Origin of the sequence: Flavobacterium yafengii (assembly GCF_030010375.1) — a bacterium.
GTDB classification, from domain to species: Bacteria; Bacteroidota; Bacteroidia; order Flavobacteriales; family Flavobacteriaceae; genus Flavobacterium; species Flavobacterium yafengii.
This window is the reverse complement of record NZ_JASCRY010000003.1, coordinates 335,602-358,675: the sequence shown is the minus strand read 5'-3', so window position 1 is coordinate 358,675 and position 23,074 is coordinate 335,602. Positions and strand designations below refer to the sequence as shown.

Here is a 23,074-nt window from a genome sequence, read left to right as displayed (position 1 = left end):
GTTTTGCAGAAAACAGTGGCTTTTCTACAGATAGCGGGTTGAAAGTTTCTAAGCTGCCTGCTTTCAATGATAATCCTATAGGAGTGTCGATGGGGGCCATTTATATTAATACACTTTCAAAAGCCATCCGGTATTACGATGGGATAGTATGGAAAGATATAAGTTGTCTGCCCATCATCTCGGCTATACCTGTTACCGGAATCACCAATATTTCCGCCGTTAGTGGTGTTGAAATTAGAAATAACGGAGGAACGCCTGTAATCACACAGGGAATCTGTTGGAGTACAAATCCCAATCCGCATATTGGATTGAATACCAGAACCAGTACCTTGATAATTGGTAGCGATATAGGTTTTTTTTCAAGCGTGATTAACGGATTGGAGGCGGATAAGATTTATTATGTGCGTGCTTATGCGATTAACGAATCTGGTATTGTGTACAGTGATAACATAACGTTCAGGACAGCTATGGCCGACAGGCCTATCATCGAAACCATAGAAATTGATGCTAATGTTTCTGTTGTTTATGCCAATAGCGGCGGAATAATCAGTAGTGATGGAGGATCGCAGATTTATCTGCGTGGAATTACCTGGAGCGTTGTTGGGGATCCTATCAGTGACCCAGCGGCAATCATTACTTCTGATGGTTCAGGAGTCGGTCCCTACCCGAGTCAGATAACAGATCTGTTGCGAAATACAGATTACTATGTTCGTGCCTATGCGGAAAACGTATCAGGGACCGCTTATGGTAACATGTATCACTTTAAAACCGACCCCGCTACGGCACCTGTGCTCAGTTCACCGAACATTAAAGTTAGAGACATTACTGATGTATCGGCAGTGAGTGAAGTCACCATCATTAACAATGGAGGTGAGGCAATATCAGGGCGAGGAATTTGCTGGAGTACAGACAGGGTCAATTTTGTTTATGTTCCCTCACTGGCATCCGGACCGGCAGATGTTGGCACATTTGTTTGCAACATTACCAATTTAGAATCGGGAAAAACGTATTTTATAAAGGGTTATGCCACCAATAGTGTAGGTACAAGCTTTAGTAGTGAGTCGAGTTTTATTACCACTTCTTTACCTACTTTAACGACCATTGTACCACATAGCTATGATGCTGCCAGTTTTAAAACGGGCTGGTTTCCAGGTCTTGACGGTACCAGGGCCTCTAGTGGCGGTGATATCACCAGTAATGGGGTTTCTTTAATTACTAAACGCGGGATCTGTTGGAGTACAAGTCCTGAGCCTACAATTGCTTTACCTACTAAAACGGTCGAGAATGTAACCGGAAGCGGTACCGGCACTTTTCACACAAGCTTTTCTTCATTAGTTCCGGCTACCACCTATTATGTGAAGGCTTATGCTACCAATAGCAAGGGGACAGCCTATGGTAATTCACACATTTTTACAACGCCACAACCGCCAGTGTTAACAACTACAGCTGCTTCCTTGGTTACCAGCACTACCGTTACCAGCGGGGGAGCTATTGCTTCAGATGGCGGGATGCCAGTAACGGAACGCGGCTTATGCTGGAGTTTAACCAACAATCCTACGATTAACGGATCACATAGCAGTAATGGAATAGGGACCGGTCATTTTATCAGTACGATTACTGGTCTGAAGGGGGGCACGACCTATTATATTAGAGCTTATGGCATTAATGCTACAGGTGTTGGTTACAGTACTAATGTAGTTGAATTTATGACCGCTCCGGCCGAAAAGGCTACCATTACAACCATAGAAGTACCTGATACCTCTGATCCTCTAGCCATTTCTGGCGGGCACATTACAGTGGATGGGGGTGCAGATATTAGTTCTCGTGGTATAACCTGGAGTTTTACACCTGATTTTGACCCGGAATTTTTTCTCATTAACAAAATAGAAAATATTGGTGGTTCGGCTACGTTTAATTGCAGCATTAAAGAGCTTGCGCCAAACAAAACATACTATGTTAAAGCGTATGCCACCAACAGTGCGGGTGTGGCATATGGCAATGAGATCAATTTCAAGACCTATACTATTGCTTCTTTAACTACAAAAGATGTTGAGGCAAGCAGCATCAGCAGTACCACTGCCGTAGGTGGGGGTGATATTTTTAGTGATGGGGGAAATAGAGTAACCAGCAGTGGAATAGTTTGGGATACAGCGATGAATCCAACTACTATATTAGCTACGAAAACCGACGGTGGCATCGGTATCGGGGGATTTCTCCATAATTTCAACGCACTAGCGGGAAGCACTAAATATTATGTCCGTGCGTATGCGGTTAATAAAGCGGGTACAGCTTATGGAGCTACTAAAAGTTTCACAACGCTTCCTCCATCCTTTGCGGTGATACAGACAGTTGATGTCACAAAAATCACAGGAAGTACTGCTCTGAGCGGAGGCCGTGTGCTCAGTAATGGTGGCGGACTGATTTTTGAAAGCGGAATTGTCTGGAGTACCATTTCCGGATTCTTGCCTAGCACCGCAACAAGTCAAAAAACCATACAACAAGCCACGGGCAATTTTAGCAGCAACATAAGCGGTTTAGATCCCGGCACAACATATTACGTACGTGCGTACGCGACTAATTCCGCTGGAACTACATTTGCCAGCAATGAGTTAAGTTTTAGAACGGCGCTCCTAGCTACCGTAACCACCCTTACGCCCACAGTTGGTTCCATTACCAGCACTTTAGCGACCAGTGGAGGCTACAATATAAATAACGGCGGATCGTTTATCACCAGCAAAGGCATCTGCTGGAGCAGCACAAAAAATGACCCAACTATTGCAGACAGTATCCGTAAAATTGGTTCCGGTTCGACCTCTTTTACTGCCGACCTTACGGATCTGTTGGGCTCAACCACGTATTTTGTACGTGCTTTTGCCACCAATAGTGCAGGTACCGCCTATGGTAATCGCGAAAGTTTCATGACATTGCCTGCGGTCCATGCCACAGTGGTTACCGAAAAAATAAGTGAGATCACCGGGAATACAGCTACCGGTGGGGGGAATATTATCAGTAATGGAGGTGCATCTGTGAATACTAGAGGAATTGTTTGGAGCAGCGACCCTGATTTCCTCCCTGAAGATGCTTCTGCAAACAGAACAGAGCAGACAGGTTATGAAAAAGGAATTTTCGTCAGCTACCTGAATAATTTAGCACAGGGCACCACGTACTATGTACGTGCTTATGCGGTAAGTGATGCCGGTCCCTCTTATGGGAATAAGGTTAGTTTTAGCACTCCCACGATGGCTACCATTACCACTAATCCACCGAATTTTGTGACCGCTACTACTGCAGTTTCAGGCGGAATGATAAGCGATTCCGGTGGTTCGGATGTGCTTAAAAGGGGAGTATTCTGGAGCACAATTGATGGGTTTACTCCTGATGCTCTATCAGTCGACCAAACCGATGATGGTACAGGGACCGGTAGGTTTGACAGTGTACTTAAAAACCTCGCAGCTGATACAACATATTATGTAAAGGCTTATGCAAGCACTATCACTGGTACCTCTTATGGGGCACAGTTTAGTTTCAGAACATCACAACCTGTCAAAGCAACAATAACGACCGTTTCGGCAACGGAAATTACCGACACAACGGCCAATAGTGGTGGGGATATAACAGATGAAGGAGGGGCAACCACCAATATCCGTGGGATAAAATGGAGTAGCCAACCTGGTTTTGATCCAGAAGTAGCAGGGGAGAAAATCGAACAGATTGGAGCAGGAGGGATAGGGATTTTTAGTTGTACGATCACCGGACTGATCCGGGGTACCACCTATTATATATGTGCCTATGCTACCAACGATGCAGGAACGAAGTATGGGGAGGTGCGTAGCTTTACTACTTCAGAGACAGCTGCCATTCCTGAGAAGGCTACCATTTTTACTAATCTGCCTGATTTTGTTACCAGTTCCAGAGCGGTTTTGGGAGGAACGATAACCAATTCCGGTGGCTCAGCTGTGCTTAATAAGGGAGTGTTTTGGAGCACTGTTCAGGGCTTTACCCCTGACATTTCATCAACCAACAAAACCAATGACGGTACTGGTACAGGTAATTTCTACAGTTATCTCAAAAACCTACAATCAGATACGACGTATTATGTAATAGCTTACGCAGTTACCAGTGCTGGCATTTCTTATGGGGACCCGGTTAGCTTCACCACACAACCACCTATTAAGGCAACATTAACTACAGTTTCGGCAACCGATATCACTGGTGATTCAGCCAATAGTGGCGGAGCTATTTTAGATGAAGGCGGCGCAACTACTCACACCCGTGGGTTAATATGGAGCAGTGACCCTAATTTTAATCCTGTCACAGCAACGGCGAACAAAACCATAGAAATAGGAGCGGGAACAGGTGCTTTTGGCAGCAAAATTACCGGACTGAATTTGGATACGACCTACTATGTTTATGCTTATGCTGAAAATGTTGCCGGTCGTTCTTATGGAGGTAAGATTAGTTTTACCACTCCCAAAAAGGCTGTCATTGAAACCAATTCATCTGGTATAGTAACCAATACTACTGCGATCGTTGGCGGTACAATAATCAGTTCTGGTGGTTCAAATGTGATTAAAAGAGGGGTGTTCTGGAGTACCGTAGCGGGTTTTGTTCCTAATATTACATCAGCAGACAAAACCGAAGACGGCACGGATACAGGAAGTTTCAGTACTGAATTGAAAAACCTCACACCAGCTACGCGATATTATGTCATAGCTTACGCAATTACTGTCTCGGGTATTTCATTTGGAGAACCGGTCAGTTTCACTACAGATCAACCAACTATAGCAGCATTAACTACAGTTATTCCAACCAAAATTACCGGCACAACAGCCGAAAGTGGTGGGGATATTTCTGATGAAGGTGGGATAACCGTTGATACCCAAGGCGTACTATGGAGCACCCAGCCTAATTTTGATTATGATGATATATTGCTGAGCAGAACCGTGCAGACTGGGGCAGGGAAGGGCATTTTTAATAGCGAGATTACCGGATTAAATCCGGGGACTACTTATTATCTGCGTGCCTATGCCATCAATGAAAAGGGGACTGCTCATGGGAACGAACTTAGCTTTACTACGCTGAATACTGCTACTTTAAGCACAAATGCTATTTCTGAAGATACCGGAATCACTGCTGTAAGCGGAGGCAAAATTCTTTCAGATGGTGGAGCACCGGTTTTTGAACAAGGGATATGCTGGAGTACAAGTAGTCTTCCAACGATAGGACTCTCCACTAGAACAAGCGATCAGGGAGCAGGTCTTTTTACCAGCAATCTCATTGGCTTAGAGCCTGCTACCATGTATTTTGTGAGATCTTATGCAATCAATAGCGTAGGTACGTCTTACGGTGACGAGATCTCCTTTACCACCAAACCGATTCTAGCTAGCGTAACTACCGTTGATCCTGAGATCACTTCCAATGACACTGCCAGTAGCGGAGGGGTCATCCGTTCTAATGGAGGAGCTATGATTACGCAATATGGTATTGTTTGGACAACTGACAAAGATATAGCTCCAGATACGATTACTTTGACCAGAACCAGTGACGGATCGGGTAATGGCAGTTTTATAAGCAACCTAACTAATTTAGTAAAGAGCACCACTTATTATGTACGTGCTTATGCGACCAATAGTGCAGGAACGGCCTATGGTAATCAATTGACAGTTGTAATATTTGCAACTTCACCGCTTCTGGATACTCATGAAGCGAGTTCAATTACAGCTACAACTGCAGGCGGAGGCGGACAGATAACCAGCGATGGCGGATCAGTGGTAACCCAAAGGGGAATTTGTTGGAGTACCCAACGAAACCCTACTATCGCCTTAATTACTAAAACAAGCAATGTTGATTTAGGCGACGGAAATTTTACCGGCGAGATGACCGGTTTATTGTCAAATACCCTTTATTATGTGAGAGCTTATGCCAAAAATGGAATTGGGGTCGCTTACGGCTTTGAAAAATCATTTATCACTCTTGCCGAACCTACTTTAACCGCCACTACGGATATTACAAGCATCAGAGCTACTACAGCTACCGGTGGAGGGCAAATCACCGATGATGGTCGTAGCCCAATACTTATTCGTGGAATTGTATGGGATACGTATAGCACCCCTACAATTGCTTTGAATACTAAAACGGTTGATGATGTGACACAGGGTATAGGTGTTTTTAGTGGGGGACTTACGGGTTTAACGCCAGATACGATCTATTATGTAAGAGCCTATGCTACCAATAGTGTTGGCACTACCTATGGTAGTGAGACAACATTTAGAACAAACGATGTGCTGCTTCCTGTTCTATCGGCAACTTCTGTTATCGATATTTCGGAATATTCAGTCAAAGGTCTTGGAGAAGTAATTGATGATGGGGGAATGCCAGTAACGGCTAGAGGATTTGTATGGGACACTAGTAACTTGCCAAGCATCGATCTGCAAACCAAAATTGTAAATGGTACTGCGGGTACTGGCTACTTTAGTGAATACTGCCCTGGTTTGATTCCGGGAACCAGCTATTATGTGCGTGCTTATGCGACAAACACTAAGGGGACTGCTTATGGTGATCAGGCAACCTTTACCACATCTGCGGCAGTTCCTCTATTGAGCGATGTGACAATCCTTCCGACTATTCTAATGAACAATGCAGAAGCAGTTGCTAGTCTGGTCTTTGACGGCGGAGCATTAATTACGGATCTTGGTCTGATCTGGAATACGATAGATGTGATCCCGATTGCAACACCGGGTAATAGCTTGTCCGTTGGAGCAGCTGGAACGTCAATTTCGGGGTCTCTTGGTAGCCTCTTGCCTGGTACTCTGTACTATGTTTGGGCTTATGGCACCAACAACCAAAGAGGAACGGGATATAGTTCATCCGCCACAACTTTTGCTACCCCAGACCGTGCTACACTTACTACAACCCCTACCGTTGCCTCAATAACGGTTAGCACTGCCACTAGTGGAGGTACAATCATTAGCACTGGGGGAATGCCAATATTGGATAGGGGGGTATGTTGGAGTACGACAACGACGGAACCAACCACTTCGGACTCCAAAACAAGCATTGGCCCCGGTAGTGGTGGTATCGGTACTTTTAGCAGTTCCCTAAGCGGTCTGACAAAAGGAACGCTATACCATGTGCGGGCATATGCCACAAACGGTATCGATACTAGTTATGGTAGTTCGGTGAGTTTTACCACTCTAGATTCTCCAAGTGTAACTACTGATTTTAATGTTACTTCTATTACGGCTAATACTGCAATTTGCGCTGGGGAGGTTCTTACTAATGGAGGTACAGCAATCACTTCTTATGGAATTTGCTGGAGTACAACGAGTAATCCAACTATTTTGAATAGCAGAACGACCAATAATGGTGCTTGGACTGGTGGATTCACTGCTAGTCTCGGCGCATTAACAAAGGGTACAGTGTATCATTTCAGGGCCTATGCCATTAATAGCGTGGGGACGGCCTACGGTGATAATTTTACTTTTACAACATTGGCAGCAGTTCCCACTATGAGCGATGTGACAATTTCTGAAAAGCAAATGAACAGTGCAAAAGGAACGGCTAGTCAGACCTCTGACGGTGGGGCAACAATAACTGCTCTTGGGCTGATCTGGAATACGACTAGTACGCTTCCGGTTGCATCCCCAAGTAACAGCTTGTCTATCGTACCTGCCGGAGCATCATTTTCAGAGACTTTTGGCGGCCTCTCGCCTGGTACTACGTATTATGTTTGGGCATATGGTACCAACCAAAGAGGAACGGGTTACAGTGCATTCCCTGCAACTTTTACCGCCCCAAATCTCGCTACGCTCACAACCACGGCACCTACTGCCTCCATTACAGCTATTTCTGCCAGTAGCGGAGGTACAATTAGTAATATTGGAGAAGTGCCGATAACGGATAGGGGTGTATGCTGGAGTACAACAAGTACCGCACCGACCACTTTGGATTCCACAAAAAGCATTGGTGCTGGTGGTGCCGGAACTTTTAGCACTTCCCTTACCAGCTTAACAAAAGGAACGCTATATTATGTGCGGGCGTATGCCACAAACAGCATGGGTACCAGTTATGGAGGCACGGTGAGTTTTACCACTCTTGATTCTCCAAGTGTAACTACTGATTCTAATGTTACTTCCATTACGACCGTTTCGGCAACTTGCAAAGGGAATGTTTTGGGTAACGGAGGTGCGCCAATAACTTCTTATGGAGTGTGCTGGGGAACAACGGCTGATCCAACGATTCAGAATAGTACAAAAACAATCAATAATGGTGCATGGACAGGCGCATTCACTGCTAATCTCGGCTCGTTAGCAACGGCTACCGTCTATTATTTCAGGGCTTATGCCACCAATAGTGTGGGCACGACTTACGGTGATAATAAAACCTTTACTACAGTAGCGATAGCTCCTACCATAGGCAATGTAACAATTTTAAACGTAACCACCGATTCGGCAGACGGTTCCGCAACGATAATCAGCAACGGGGGAGCTGCGGTAATCGCACGTGGTTTCGTGTGGAGCAGTAGTAACACTATGCCAACTCTTGGTATAGATAATGAGTTGCCTGATACCGTGTCGTCAGGAACGGTAATTGCAAATACGATTTCTGGTTTATCAGAAGGTCCAACGTATTATGTACGGGCGTATGCTACCAATGTTGGGGGAGGTACCGGATATAGTCCTTCAGCAAGCAGCTTTAAGATCTGTAATCCTATTACGCTTGCCCATATAGAGGGTGTTAATGGGGCTCCGGTAACTAAAACGGTAACTTATGATTTAGTGAGCAGTACTATTTCGGGTACAGCGAAATGCTGGATTGCGAAGAACCTTGGAGCGGACCAGAAGGCAGTGACGGTTAGTGACGATACGGAGCCCTCAGCAGGGTGGTACTGGCAATTTAACCGTTTAAAGGTACAGGGGTACAAACATGACGGGACTACACGTACTCCTAACACGATTTGGCCAAGCTTGGTTTCTGAAAACAGCCAATGGACAGCCACTAATGACCCTTGCAGGCTGATGTTTGGCGGGGACTGGCGCATCCCTACCCAAGCAGAATGGACTGCGGTTGATGCGGCTCCGCAAAACTGGACAACGAGTAGCCATGCGTATGCGTCGGTGCTGAAGTTACACAACGCAGGATTTTTGAATTCTACATCTGGTGCGCTGGTCGAGCGAGGAATTTCAGGAGGATACTGGAGCAGCACTAATTCTAACGGCACCAATTATAGTTATTATTTGTATATAAATAGCAGCAATAGTTACGTGTCGAACAATCTAAAACACTTGGCCTATCCTGTCCGTTGTCTGCGGAATGAATTTGTCTTGTCGAAACCTTCGGTGACAAATGTGACAATCTCAAACATGACAGCTACTTCGGTAGCCGGTGCTACAGCGATAACCAACAACGGGGGCGCTGCGATAACTGCGCGTGGACTGGTGTGGAGTGCAACAAACCTTACACCAACCGTTGACGATAATGTTTTGATTGATACTATGCCAGGTTTGGGAAGTTTTACAAATACGCTTTTAGGTTTATCAGACGGCACAACGTATTATGTACGGGCGTATGCGACCAATAGTGAGGGTACGGAATATAGTCCGTCGGTAAGCAGTTTTAAGATCTGCAATCCTTTTACCGTTTATCATGCAGCTGGATTTAATGGGGCTCCGGTAGATAAAACAGTAGTTTATAATTCAGTGAGCAGTAGTATTTCGGGTGCACCAAAATGCTGGATCACACAGAACCTTGGGGCTGACCGGCAGGCAATATCGATTACTGATGATGCGGAGATTTCGGCAGGCTGGTACTGGAGGTTCGATAGCTCGCAGGGTTACAAGCACGACGGAACTACACGTACTCCTGCCACAACATGGATAAGCAGCATTTCTGGGGCCAATGCCTGGACAGCAGATAGAGATCCTTGTGGGCTACTGCTCGGTGCAGGCTGGCGTGTTCCTACCCAAACAGAGTGGACTGCAGTAGATGCGGCTCCACAGAACTGGGCCACAAATGCAGATGCATATAGCTCTGTCCTGAAGTTGCACAATGCAGGGTTTCTTTTTAATCACGATGGTTCGCTAGGCCTTCGGCTTGGAGCTACCGGGCAAGGGTTTTACTGGGGCAGCACCAATGGCTATTATTTGAATATGACAAGTACCACCAGTGTTGTGGCTGGTCCCAATAAAGCCGGGGCTTATCCGATTCGTTGTTTACGGGATGAATTTGCCTTATCGATACCTACGGTAAGTAATGTGAACACCACTGCCATGACCCCTACTTCGGCTGACGTTTCTGCAACAGTATCCCTTGACGGAGGGGCTGCTGTCACCGAACGCGGGTTGGTGTGGAGCGCTACAGATCTTACACCAACTGTTGATGACAACAAGGTGCCCGGCGGGTTAGGCACGGGTAATTTTACAAATACGATTACTGGTTTATCGGAAGCGCTAACGTATCATGTACGGGCATATGCGACCAATAGTAAGGGCACGGCATATAGTCTTTTGACAAAAAGCTTTAAGATCTGTATGCCAATTACGGCTGCCCATACTGCAGGGTTTAACGGGGCTCCGGTAGGTAAAACGGTAGTTTATGATGTAGTGAGCAGTAGTAGTACGGGTACGCCGAAATGTTGGATTACCAGGAACCTTGGAGCCAGCGAGCGGGGGACGTCCGTTATTGATGCGTCGGAGACCTCGGCAGGATGGTATTGGCAGTTTAATCGAAAACAGGGTTACAAGCATGACGGGACTACACGGACCCCTTCCACAGCGTGGATAAGCAATATTATAGAAAGCAGTGACTGGACAGCCGCTAATGATCCCTGCGGGTTACTGCTTGGCATTGGCTGGCATATCCCTACTGGATCGGAATGGACTGCAGTCGATGCGACGCAAAACTGGACTACAAATGCGGATTCGTATTTGTCAGTGTTGAAACTGCATAATGCAGGGTATCTCGATGGAGGTTCTCTTAACTCTCGCGGTGGGATTAATGGAAGCGGAAACTACTGGAGTAGCACTGGTACCGGAACCACCACAGGCTATTATTTGTACTTGAATAGTACCAACAGCATTATGGGTAATTCTTCTAAAAACAGTGCCCTTCCGGTGCGTTGTCTGCGCGATGAATTTGCCTTGTCAATACCTTCGGTGAGCAATGTGAGTACCGGTGCTATGACCAATACTTCGGTAGATGGCTCTGCAACGGTAACCCTGAGCGGGGGTGCAGCGGTATTCGCACGCGGGCTGGTGTGGAGTAGTACCAATGCTATTCCAACCCTTCAGGACAATGTGTTGTCTGATACTTTGCCTGGCATAGGGAGTTTTATAAATACGATTTCTGGTTTATCAGAAGGAGCAACGTATTATGTACGGGCATACGCGACCAATAGCGAGGGTACGGGATATAGTCCTTTGGTAAGCAGCTTTAAGATCTGTGTTCCCTTTGCGGTTAACCATATAGCGGGGGCTAATGGAGCTCCTGTCACTAAAACGGTAACTTATAATTCAGTGAACAGCAGTATTTCGGGGGAGGCTAGGTGTTGGATCACGCAGAACCTTGGAGCCGACCGGCAGGCAACTTCGGTTACTGATGCGACGGAGAACGTTGCAGGCTGGTACTGGCAGTTTAATCGTAAACAAGGTTATAAGCATGACGGAACACGCACCCCTACAGCGTGGATAACTAATATTTCCGAAAGCGGTGACTGGACAACCACTAATGACCCCTGCAGTCTGATGCTTGGAGCAGGCTGGCGTATGCCTAGCCAACTGGAGTGGACTGCAGCTGATGCGGCTCCCCAAAATTGGAACAAAGATGCGGATGGGTTTGCGTCTGTGCTGAAATTGCACAATGCAGGGTACCTGTCATCTACCTGGGCTGAACTAACTTATCGTGGAGTCTACGGAAATTACTGGAGCACCACTAGTTATAGCAGCACCAATGGCTATTTTTTGACTATAGGAAGCGGCAGCAGTAGTGTATATTATACCACTAAAGTAACTTTCCATCCAATCCGTTGTTTGAAGTAATAGTAGAATTAAATAACAAAAATCAATAGGATAACAATGAATATAAAGATGATAGATAAACCATTAATGAATGCAGTACGGCTTTCTTGTATTGCAATATTGTACTTGTTTTCAATGCCTGTTAAAGGGCAAGCTCATGACATCAGTTTAAAAATACATTTGGCGGGCGTTGCCAAAAGTAAAATTTCGATACTGTCTTTGGCCGGATCTTCAATAAAAACAATTGTCGAAAATCCGGGAATAAATAATGGAGAAACGACCCTGTTGAAAATTCCTGAAGACAAGCTGCCCGGAGAGTTCGTGCTGCGTTTTGACTATCAGGAAAAGGAAAGCAGCAATCCATATCCTGCCGAAAAGCACATTTTTGTGAGTGATCAAAATTTGGAACTGTGGGCTCGGCCTAAAGCCTTGAATCAACCTGATAGTACCTATTTTCAAAAAGACGAAAGGGAAAACAGCTTGTTTGCGCGTTTTTCTGCAGACAATGGAAAGAAACGGGAGCAATTGGCTATGCTGCAGAATTTTCTGATTAGTTACGATCAGCCGGAATCAAAATTATTTTTGCTAGGCACTGAAGAATACGAAAACAGACGGCTGGTCTATAATAAATGGATCGCTGCTGAAGTAAAGCAGCACCAAACTGCCTTTGTAAGCAACGGGTTTGTGTTTCAGCACATCCCTCCAATGGTATGGAAAGGGTCGGAGCCGGATAGAGTGAACGGTGTCATTGAACATTATTTTGACGGGATGGATTTTAAAAACCCATTGATCATCAAAACCACCGATATCAAAGAATGGATTAATAAATATGTAAATATTTATGGGGCAATGTCCACTACCGTTGCGCTTCGTGATTCGCTGTTTACTTTGGCAGGAAAGCGCGCCATAGAAAAAGCCCGGCTGGGACATCCTTTGGTCTATGGCTGGATGGTGGACTATTTCTACAATGGGTTTGAGACTTTTAATATATCAGTGGGCATAAAAATGCTGGAACCTTACCTGAACGATCCACTTTGCCTTACCAACAAAAGAGAAGCCATAGCACAAAGACTGAAAGGAATGGAGACGCTGGTGGTGGGTTCTGTTGCGCCCGATTTTTCCTGGAAACTGAATTCTGGTAAGATGATAGCATTCCATCACTATAAAACGGAAGCTAAATATAAACTGGTACTGTTTTGGTCAGCCGATTGTCATCATTGCAAAGCTCTTATGGAGAAACTCTATCCTTGGTATCAGGAACCGAGTAACAGGGAACTGATGGATGTTTTCGCCATTAGTCTGGACGAAACGGAGACCGAAATCCTAGCATGGGAAAAAGAGAAGACTCAGCTTACCAACTTCAAACACAAAAGAGCAGAACAGGGAATCAGAAGCCCGGAAGCCAACGCCTATTTTGTGCTGTCTACTCCCACAATGATCCTGGTAGATAGCAAAACCAATACAATTGTGGCTCTGCCCGACACAGTCACAGCGTTGCAGAAGGAAATGAAATAACGGGTCTGATCTTTTTGCTCTTAGATTGGGTTTGACAGAAGGATAGTCTGTGGGGCCGTATCGCTTTCACAACGAATGGCAAAGATTAGCTGCTGTTGTTTTGTGAGACTCAGGATAAAGCAGCGATTTTAGAAACTACAACCAAGTCTAATACATTGGCAGATAAAGGGTTTTATAAATTAGTATAATAAAAAAAAATGAAAAAAATAACAGTATCCATTCTTATAGGAATTTCTATGTTTATAAACTCTACTGTAAAGGCACAGCTCAATATTGGGTCAGATGGCCTTTTTGTTGGAAACGGGACCGTCTTTTATACCGATGGTCTAACGATAGTTCCTTCTAACGATTGGAAAGTGAATAACCTGAATATCATGCAAGAGTCGTCGACGGTTATTTGGCCGAAGTTTAGCAGTATTGAGCGTATGTACAGGTTTAGCAGACCAATAGTCTTTATAGGAGAGCTTGGTTTTAATTATCAGGATGTAGCGTTGAATGGCAATGAAGAAAAAAATTTAGTATTGGCGTATACGAAAGCGACCAGTAACAACTACAATGATTTTAACCTTGTTAAAGAAAGTAGTGTCAATCCAGCACAGAAGTATATCAGCCAACTTTTTGGAACAGCGACTAATTTTTCGGATTTAACCGCCGTAAGTACGGAGTCATCACTTACGACTCCATATACCGACCTCGAGGCCAATAACATGATTACCCCGAATGGGGATGGGATAAATGATACCTGGATTGTAAAAAACATAGAGCAGTACCCTAATAACGAGTTGAATATATTCGATCGTGAAGGCCGTTTGGTTTTTACGACCATTGGTTACGATAATTCATGGAGCGGACAATCGAATAGCAGTCCGCTGGGAGAGGGTACCTATTATTATATCTTATACATTGATTCAGGTAAGGCTAAAAAGAGCGGATTCCTATCTATAGTGAAAGAAAAAAAGAATTAATAATGATAAAATTTATACTTGAAAAGTGCGTGATTGTAATCCTGACCGTGATTTGTATATTATCGGGCTTTCAAAAGGCAACGGCACAAAGCAGACCATTAGGTTCTCAGTATTATGAAAATCAGTACCTAAGCAATCCAGCTTTTGCCGGTATTGATCAGGGGCTTAATTTGAATCTGGACTATCGTAACCAATGGAAATCGGTACCCGGTTCTCCTGTTACTTTGAATATAAGTGGAGATTACCGTTTGGAAAGAAAGAGAATAGGAGTCGGCCTCGATGTTTATAAAGATAAGGCTGGATTACTGGGACAAACCCATATAAAGGGGAGTTATTCCTATCATTTGCCATTATATGGTGATAATAGAAATTTGCATTTAGGCGTCTCTTTGGCAGTGGTGCAGGAAAACCTGGATGAATCCAATATTATTGCTGACCCCGATGATGTGTTGGTAGAACTTTTTAACCAGCGTAAAAGTTATTTGGAAGGTAGCTTTGGTATTGTATATACCAATGAAAGGTTCACTTTGCAGGCTGCAGTACCTCATTTTGGGAAATTATTCTTTCGGAAGAATGAGCAGAATACGATAAATGGCTATCTCTATTTAGCAGCAATCTCCTATAAAATCGGAACCGACTTAGATGTGTTATCTATTGAGCCAAAAATTAGTTTCAGGGCAGCCAAAGAGATTGATAATGTTTTTGATATCGGAACCAATCTGAAACTTGAAAATAATACACTTTCTTTTCTGGGGATGTATCATAGCGATAATAGCGCTACTTTTGGTCTTGGTGTGAACTATGATCAATTTTTTATACAGTTCTATTATACCAGCCAGTTAGGCGGTATACGTCAAAATTTCGGAGGAGATTTTGAGATTAGTTTAAAAGTAAACCTTTTAAGAGATAAAAAATAAACTAATTACTCGATTTGGAATTAGGAACAATTAGAAAAAAGGTGATATTCTTCTTCCAGCATAATTTTCGGATATAGGATAGATTTTTTTTTCTTAACTTTGTTTTGTTTAACAACTTTTATGACAAAAATAAAACAATTAAAACTGCTGAATACAGATACTTTCATTGATTTTCTTGAGCACATGCAATCAATTGAAAATTTTGAACCATGGGAATTAGAGATGATGGCTGAAATGATTCAGGTGAAAAGGATAAAAAAAGGAGAAATCCTTTTGAACTTAGGAGAAATTTCTAATTTTTATTTTGCCAATAAGGGGTGTATGAGGACTTTTTACATTACCGAAAACGGTTCAGAATTTATAAGATGTCTTACGATGGACAAGTCATTTTGTTGGGCAATTCCAAGTTTTTTAAATCAACAAGCGAGCAATGAAAGTATCGAAGCCTTGTGCGATTCAGAGCTAGTAATTATTAGTAAAAAAACTTTGACATTTTAAATGATAAAAGCCCAAGATTTAGAAATGGGTATCAGAAAGCACTTGAAATGCTATGTATAAACTATGCTTCAAGAGTTGAAAGTTTCTTGACGATGGATGCTAAATTTAGATATGAAAATCTTTTGGCTAAAAACCTTGCTATCGTACAAAATTTACCTAATAAAATGGTATCTGCTTACTTGGGTATTACACAAGAGTTACTTAGCCAGCTAAAAAAATGACCTTGATTTTTTATTATTTGTCAATTTTATTCCGATATCAAAATGATAGTTTTTGTATAAAAATCTAATCATTACTAAATCATGGTGACAGAAAAAAATCAGAAACACAAAAATTGCTTATTTGTATTGGACGCTTTTAATACTATTGGCTATTTTTTTTACAATAAATGGGTTTTTGAAAATAGCTAAAAAAACCATTTACCTATCCAAAGATGCTAAAAATGGATTATTCGCCGTATTTTATTACAACATTGGCATTGCAAAAAATTTGTTAATTCTCAATCTAAAACGACTAAAAGAATGGGCTTTTGCAGGTTTTGTTTTCGATGTAATTTTTGCTTTTAGATCGGGACGTTCAATAAATAGCAATCTGACTCCATAAAAGCAGTAAGTTTTTGTATATTATTACTTACATCACTTTAAATTGAAATTGGACTGGTCAATATCGCTGGAATTTGCACTACCCTAGACAAAGCTCTTGTTTTATAAGCTGCCGGAGTTAATATGATTATCGCTTCCGGTTTTGAGGCTGAGGGGAGCACCGACCTTCATTCTTAGCTTCTGTCGAGTCGTCTACAGGTTCTTTTGTATTGTTGCAATTGATTAGAGAAAAAATAAAGGTACCAGTTATCGCTAACGGTGGTATCGCTGCCGGTAAAGGAATTGTTGCTGCCTTAGCCTTGTGACTGAGTACGACACAATTAGGGGCAGTATTTTTAGCCTGCAACGAATCGAATGCTTTTCCTATTCACAGAAAGATGTTGTTTTCTGATGCGGCAAAACACACTACGCTGCCAAGAGCCTATACCGGAAGGTTGGGCCGTAGTATTACGAGTAGGATTGCCAGAGAAATACCAGGTAATGAGAATGAAATTTTGCCTTTTCCATTACAGACTACCTTAATGTCTTCCCTGCGAAAAGTAGCCCTTGAGCAGAAAAAAATGAAATATAATATTGTTTAGGGGTGGACAAATCTTGCCCATCCTTCGACACAAAAAGCAAAGCACTTATGGAGTCTTTGATTGAAGAAACTACTGCTTATTTCGGTGAGTTGAAAACTTAAAATGATAAAAAATAAGAAACAACAATGCCAAGTCTGTTTACTCGGCATTGTTATTTAGGGAGCATGGGCTATTGGGTTGACTAGTTTAGGGTTGACCATGACTAATTGACAAATAGATTTGTCCTTTTCAAGCAGAAATCTTTTTCTATAGAAAGTGAATCCCTTAATTTTGGTAGCTATGCGCGTTAAAGTGCATGATGTATGACACCAATTATAGGCGATATAATTTTTGCATCATAAAATATATCCAAACTATAAAATGTGTTATGAGTATATAAAAATTACGCAATAAAGCTTTATCTTTAACTAGGGCTTTTTTAAATTTAAATTAAGAAATTCTATGGACAGAAAATCATTTAAAGTATCACCATGGCTCATTTGGGGCAGCTCCTTAGTCTTAGGGCTTTTGGCTTCAGTTCCAAAGATTGCTGAACGGCATTTTAATCTTGGTGAAGCTTTGGTTAATTCGATACTTACCTTTCTGTTTGCAGTATTTATATGGTATTTTAACATCTATATGCTTCCAAAAACCTATCAGAAGAATGATTCCCAAGGGATCTCAGTACTAAGATTGTTATGGAGTTTGCTTTTTGGGATTGGGATGATGCTGGCACTTTCTTTTCTGCAGCAGTTTTTACTTCCGTATTTAGAATTTGGTGCTTCAATGCTGATGTTTGAGGTTCGTGGGGTATTGATTAACCTTATATTCTTTATGTTTTTACACTTATTGTATCAAAGTCACTATAACCAACAGGTAGGAGTGGCGTTTGAAAGGTCAAAATCCATCAATCTGGGGGGGCAATATGAATTATTGAAGCAACAAATTAATCCTCATTTCCTCTTTAATAGCTTAAATACTTTAAAATATATGGCGGAAACTCATGATGAGCATACTGTGGAGTTTATTTTAAAGCTATCGGATTTCTACCGATTTACACTGGAGAGCAGAAAATTGGATTTAATTAAGTTAGAGGAGGAGCTGAAAATTGTCAATGCGTATGTGTTTTTACTTAAAACCCGATTTGAAGCCGGAATTGATTTGACTATTACTGTCGGAGATCAATATCTGAATTCGCTGCTACCTCCCTTTACTATACAGTTATTGATTGAAAATTGTGTTAAGCATAATGTTGTTTCACTAGATAAACCGTTGCTGATTAAGATATATACTGATGGCGATTTTATTACCGTAGAAAATGGGATTCAGCTCAAAACTAATCCTGAAACTTCGACTGCTATTGGGTTGGAAAATATCAACCAGCGTTACTTACATTTATTGAACAAAAAAATAGAAATAACTGATGTGAATGGAACATTCGCAGTAAAACTACCCCTAATTTATGAACATTTTAATCATTGAGGACGAGCTGAAAGCTGCTAAGTCTTTGATAATGATGATAAAGGCTTTGAGACCTGTTGCTATCATTGTGTCTGAATTTCAAAGTGTTGAAAGTGCTGTAAAGTATTTATCTGAAAATGAGATGCCTGGACTTATCTTTATGGATATTCAATTGGCTGATGGACTTTCTTTTGACATTTTTAAAAGTGTTGCTATTAATTGTCCTGTTATTTTTTGCACTGCATATAATGAGTACTCGTTGGAAGCTTTTAAAGCTAATGGTATTGATTATATACTGAAGCCTTTTTCGAGGGAAGATATAGAAATTGCTTTTGAAAAAGTAGAGCAGCTTAAAAATTACTTTCAACAAAATCTTGTTCCTGATATAGGGAATTTATTGAGCAGATTTGAGCCGCAAGGAGGTAAAAAGAGTTTTTTGGTATTTAAACATAACAAGTACGTTACCATTCATACCGATACAATAGCTTATTTTTGCATCAAGCATGAGATGGTACATACCGTTTGTCTTGATAAACAGGAGTATCCAGTCAACCAATCACTGGATCAAATTTATTCATTGTTATCTCCTTCTATGTTTTACCGATTAAACCGACAGTATATTATTAATTTTAATGCAATTAAGGAAATAGAACCTTATTTTGCTCGAAAATTGTACGTGAAGCTAATCATAGCAACTGAAGAAAGACTTCTGGTTAACAAGGAGAAATCAAGTAGTTTTTTGCATTGGATGGAAAATAGGTAATATTATATTTACCGATTGTAATTCTTTAATTTTAGAAAATATTGTTTTTTACCATAAACAAAAGTCGCTCCTTTAAAGAGCGGCTTTCTATGAATTAAACGAATTAAATCACAATTATAATTACTAATTACTTTTGCAATGACGCCTTGATAATTACGTCGGCAACTGCTTGGGGCTGCGAAATATAAACTACATAACCTCCTTTTAATTCGGTAACTTTTAATTTGGCATTTTTGTACATGCTTCTTTGAAGATCCGGATTAAGGGCCCGGTCGTTGACAGTCAGAATGCCATAGCTTGGTTTTATTCTCCAGGCCGCCTCAGTGAGGGGAGTGCCAAAACAATCTTTATGGATTGGTATTTGGGACGCATTCATAAAATCAGCATCTTCTTTGCTTAATTCGCCTGCAACACCGACCCTAAAAGAGCTTCTGTCGTAGAATACGAACCCTCCTTTGTCCGGCGCCTCTGTTCTCATTTCAGGAAGTCTCGGAAATGATTTTGCCAAGGTTCCAGTAGTTTCTCCCTTATCGGGTACAAACCCCGTTACATAAACCAAACCTGCTACTTTTGGATGTATACCTGCTTCAGTAATTACAGTTCCACCCCAAGAATGCCCTACTAAAATAGTTGGCCCATCTTGATTGTCTAAAATATTGTTTGTCGCTGCGACATTGTCTTTTAAGGATGTCAAAGGATTTTGTACTAAGGTTACATGATACCCTTTTTTAGTTAGTATGGAATAAACCCCTTTCCAACCGGAGGCATCTAGATAATGACCATGTACAATCACAATATTTTTAACAAATTTTTCCTGTGTATGAATTTTTGTGGTTCCCATAATTAAGGCTGTTACTACTAATGCAAGGGCTGCATATTTTTTAAACCACAATTATTGTTTTGACGAGGTTCTCATTTTTACCTAATTTTAGATTAGATTAATTGTAACATTGATGTTACCACGTGTTGCTTTTGAATAAGGACAGACTTGGTGCGCACCATCTACGATACTTCGAGCCACTTCAGGATCTAAACCGGGTATGCTCGCATTTAAACGCGCCTGTAGTGAAAAGCCCTCGTCACTTGATACTAAGTCAATCTCAGTGCTTACATAATGGTCAGCAGGAAGGATTACATTTAAACTACTGGCTGCCTTTCCCATGGCACCGATAAAGCAAGCTGACCAACCTGCTGCAAATAATTGTTCTGGATTTATACCAGGTCCATTACTTCCTCGAGATGAAAGTATAATGTCTAATTTACCATCAGAACTTCTAGATTCACCTGTTCTTCCACCTGTTGTGTGCGTTACACCTGTGTAAAGCACTTTTGCATTGTTTGTTTCCATTTTTTTTTATGATTTAAATATTAAATTATGGGGCAAATGTATATTGGCAATGTGCTAAACTCAAGAGAGAATAAGGTTAAAAAGACGAAGTTGACGTGAATTAGACATTTTCAAGCTTGAACTTTTTTGTCACTTAACGAAGCAATTTGATGGGCTATAGCAAACAATTACAGTGCGTAAAATGCAACTTCATTAGGACTGTAAGGTGTTAAAGAGTATAAAACTAAATTTCGGGCAGCTCTAACTGCTTGTTGTTACTGATTTGTAATTTAGTTTTCAATAAATGAAATGTTTAGTTTGGAAATGAAACGATATACAATTTAGGCCAAAATATGTCCGACTTATCCCTTAATATGTCTTGTTCCGTGTTTTTTATATTTTCCATGGTGATGTTGCGCTATAGTTTTGTTGAAAATTTTAGCATTATGAGACAGCTTAAACACATTTTATTAATCGTACTTTTTATATGCATCGGCGCAAATGCACAGATAATAACTCCTGTCAAGTGGCAGGTGAGTATTGAAAAAAAATCGGATACCGATTATCTCTTAACTTTTAACGGCACTATTGAAAAAGACTGGCACCTTTATTCTCAAGTTACTCTGAAAGGAGGTGCAGCACCACTGCAGCTTTTGTTTCCAAATAGTAAGAACAATTTCAGTATTATTGGAAAAGCTACTGAAAGTGCGACGACAACAAAATTTAATGATGTATTTGGCGTTAATGAAACTTTTTTTATAGATAAGGCACAGCTTCAGCAACGGATAGTAGTAACAGAACCGAATCATAAGCTGATTCAGGTGGAACTTGTCTACCAAGTATGTAAAGAAGTTTGCGTCCCGCAACGAACTTATTTTGAGTTTGATATTTCCAAGTTAGAAGGTAAAAATGTCAAAAGGTTTATTCCTATAAAAAAAGAAACAGAAAAGCAATCAGTGGTTGAAAAGCAAACTCCAGTAACTGAAAATGGACTATGGTCTATTTCCTTTATTGCTTTTTTATCAGGTTTTGCAGCTTTATTAACTCCTTGTGTTTTTCCAATGATTCCGATGACAGTAAGCTTTTTTACCAAACAAAGTAAAAGCAAAGCAAATGGGATTAAGAGTGCCATTATATATGGAGTTTCGATTATTTTAATTTATGTGTTTTTAGGAAGCGTAATTACGCTGTTATTCGGTTCAGATGCGCTGAACGCTTTATCAACTAATGTTTGGTTTAATTTGGTTTTCTTCGTTTTACTGGTAGTTTTCGCCTCCTCCTTTTTTGGAGCCTTTGAAATAATGCTCCCTAATTCCTGAGCTAATAAAGTAGATAAACAAGCAGATCGAGGTGAAATTCTAGGAATTTTATTCATGGCTCTGGCATTGGCGATAGTTTCCTTTTCATGTACGGGTCCGATAGTGGGTACCTTATTAGTTAAAACAGCCTCAAAAGGAGGTTTTGCACCAATAGTTGGTATGTTAGGATTTTCTTCAGCCTTGGCTTTGCCATTCATGTTATTTGCTTTATTTCCGGGGTGGCTCAATACATTACCAAAATCAGGCGGATGGTTGCAAACCGTAAAAGTATGTTTGGGATTTTTAGAGTTGGCATTGGCGTTCAAGTTTTTATCAAATGCTGATTTGGTATTGCAATTGCACTGGTTTGAAAGAGAGCTTTTTTTAGCCATTTGGATTGCCATTTTTGGAACATTTTCGCTTTATCTGTTTAGAAAAATCAGATTGCCATATGATACAATAGGAGAGATCACGGTTCGAAGATTGTCTTTAGGAATCTTAGTATTATCTTTTACAATTTATTTGATTCCCGGTCTTTGGGGAGCACCTTTAAAATTAATTAGTGGTTTTCCACCGCTATTGTCTTATGCTGAATCCCCTAGAGGGGTGGGAGGAACCCCTGAAGCGAAAACTGTCGTGGCATTGCCATTAGGTGCTGAATTAGGACAACATGGCATCACTACTTTTACCGACTATGATAAAGGATTGGCTTATGCCAGATCGGTCAATAAACCGATCCTCTTGGATTTTACAGGATATGCCTGCATCAATTGCCGTAAAATAGAAGATAATGTTTGGTCTGATCCTGCAATAATATCAATCTTAAAAAATGATATTGTACTGATTTCATTGCATGTTGACGACAAACGGACCTTACCGGAAAGCGAACAATATGAATCTGAGGAAACCGTAAAAACATTGAAACAATTGGAAACAAATGGAGCGATTTCCAGATTACACGCTATAAAGTCAATGCACAACCTTTCTATGTTATTTTGAATTCTGATGAAAACGATCTGAACCAACCTATAGGTTATATGCCAAACATACAGGAATATAAAGCATGGTTACAAATCGGTATGTCAAAATAACTGAAGGCAGCTTTTGACTACTTTGAGGGTTAATTTGTCCACTTCGTTCGGTTTAGGGTATAC

General features: G+C 41.4%; 12 protein-coding genes and 2 pseudogenes. 10 read left to right on the top strand and 4 right to left on the bottom strand.

The features are described 5' to 3' along the window. Window positions 1–133: 133 nt before the first annotated feature. On the bottom strand, window positions 134–295 hold the full coding sequence (locus QLS97_RS11835; RefSeq protein ID WP_282716909.1) for a hypothetical protein: 162 nt from the start codon (window positions 293–295) through the stop codon (window positions 134–136). 2,910 nt (window positions 296–3,205) lie between these two features. Beyond that, window positions 3,206–3,358, bottom strand: a complete 153-nt coding sequence (locus QLS97_RS11830; protein WP_282716907.1) for a hypothetical protein — start codon at window positions 3,356–3,358, stop codon at window positions 3,206–3,208. Between the two features lie 466 nt (window positions 3,359–3,824). Between QLS97_RS11830 and QLS97_RS11825 the strand changes: the two genes are divergently transcribed. From QLS97_RS11825 to QLS97_RS11790, 9 genes and pseudogenes are all read left to right on the top strand, one after another. Next, entirely contained in the window at window positions 3,825–12,035 is an 8,211-nt protein-coding gene (locus QLS97_RS11825) for a fibrobacter succinogenes major paralogous domain-containing protein (RefSeq protein ID WP_282716905.1), read from the top strand. Window positions 12,036–12,083: 48 nt separating this feature from the next. Next, a complete protein-coding gene (locus QLS97_RS11820) occupies window positions 12,084–13,529 on the top strand; it encodes a redoxin domain-containing protein (protein WP_282716904.1) in 1,446 nt (481 codons plus the stop codon). Window positions 13,530–13,765: 236 nt separating this feature from the next. Continuing rightward, window positions 13,766–14,494, top strand: a complete 729-nt coding sequence (locus QLS97_RS11815; RefSeq protein ID WP_282716902.1) for a T9SS type B sorting domain-containing protein — start codon at window positions 13,766–13,768, stop codon at window positions 14,492–14,494. A 2-nt stretch (window positions 14,495–14,496) separates the two neighbouring features. After that, on the top strand, window positions 14,497–15,411 hold the full coding sequence (locus QLS97_RS11810; RefSeq protein WP_282716900.1) for a PorP/SprF family type IX secretion system membrane protein: 915 nt from the start codon (window positions 14,497–14,499) through the stop codon (window positions 15,409–15,411). Window positions 15,412–15,531: 120 nt separating this feature from the next. After that, window positions 15,532–15,909 carry a Crp/Fnr family transcriptional regulator gene (locus QLS97_RS11805; RefSeq protein ID WP_282716898.1) on the top strand — a complete coding sequence of 126 codons (378 nt, stop codon included), beginning with the start codon at window positions 15,532–15,534 and terminating at the stop codon, window positions 15,907–15,909. 396 nt (window positions 15,910–16,305) lie between these two features. Next, window positions 16,306–16,512 (top strand): hypothetical protein, encoded by a 207-nt coding sequence (locus QLS97_RS11800; RefSeq protein ID WP_282716895.1) that lies wholly within the window; start codon window positions 16,306–16,308, stop codon window positions 16,510–16,512. Window positions 16,513–16,720: 208 nt separating this feature from the next. Further along, window positions 16,721–17,092: pseudogene (locus QLS97_RS16925) on the top strand (nitronate monooxygenase). A gap of 441 nt (window positions 17,093–17,533) precedes the next feature. After that, on the top strand, window positions 17,534–18,553 hold the full coding sequence (locus QLS97_RS11795; RefSeq protein ID WP_282716894.1) for a sensor histidine kinase: 1,020 nt from the start codon (window positions 17,534–17,536) through the stop codon (window positions 18,551–18,553). Next, entirely contained in the window at window positions 18,534–19,295 is a 762-nt protein-coding gene (locus tag QLS97_RS11790) for a LytR/AlgR family response regulator transcription factor (protein ID WP_282716892.1), read from the top strand. The genes QLS97_RS11795 and QLS97_RS11790 overlap by 20 nt, the downstream gene beginning before the upstream one ends. 127 nt (window positions 19,296–19,422) lie before the next feature. Here QLS97_RS11790 and QLS97_RS11785 read toward each other — a convergent pair whose 3' ends face one another. Further along, complete coding sequence (locus QLS97_RS11785; RefSeq protein ID WP_282716891.1) at window positions 19,423–20,136, bottom strand: alpha/beta hydrolase; 714 nt, start codon at window positions 20,134–20,136, stop codon at window positions 19,423–19,425. A gap of 87 nt (window positions 20,137–20,223) precedes the next feature. Further along, complete coding sequence (locus tag QLS97_RS11780; protein WP_282716889.1) at window positions 20,224–20,643, bottom strand: organic hydroperoxide resistance protein; 420 nt, start codon at window positions 20,641–20,643, stop codon at window positions 20,224–20,226. Window positions 20,644–21,068: 425 nt separating this feature from the next. Here QLS97_RS11780 and QLS97_RS11775 point away from each other — a divergent pair. Next, window positions 21,069–23,011 (top strand): annotated as a pseudogene (locus tag QLS97_RS11775) (protein-disulfide reductase DsbD family protein). Window positions 23,012–23,074 lie beyond the last annotated feature (63 nt).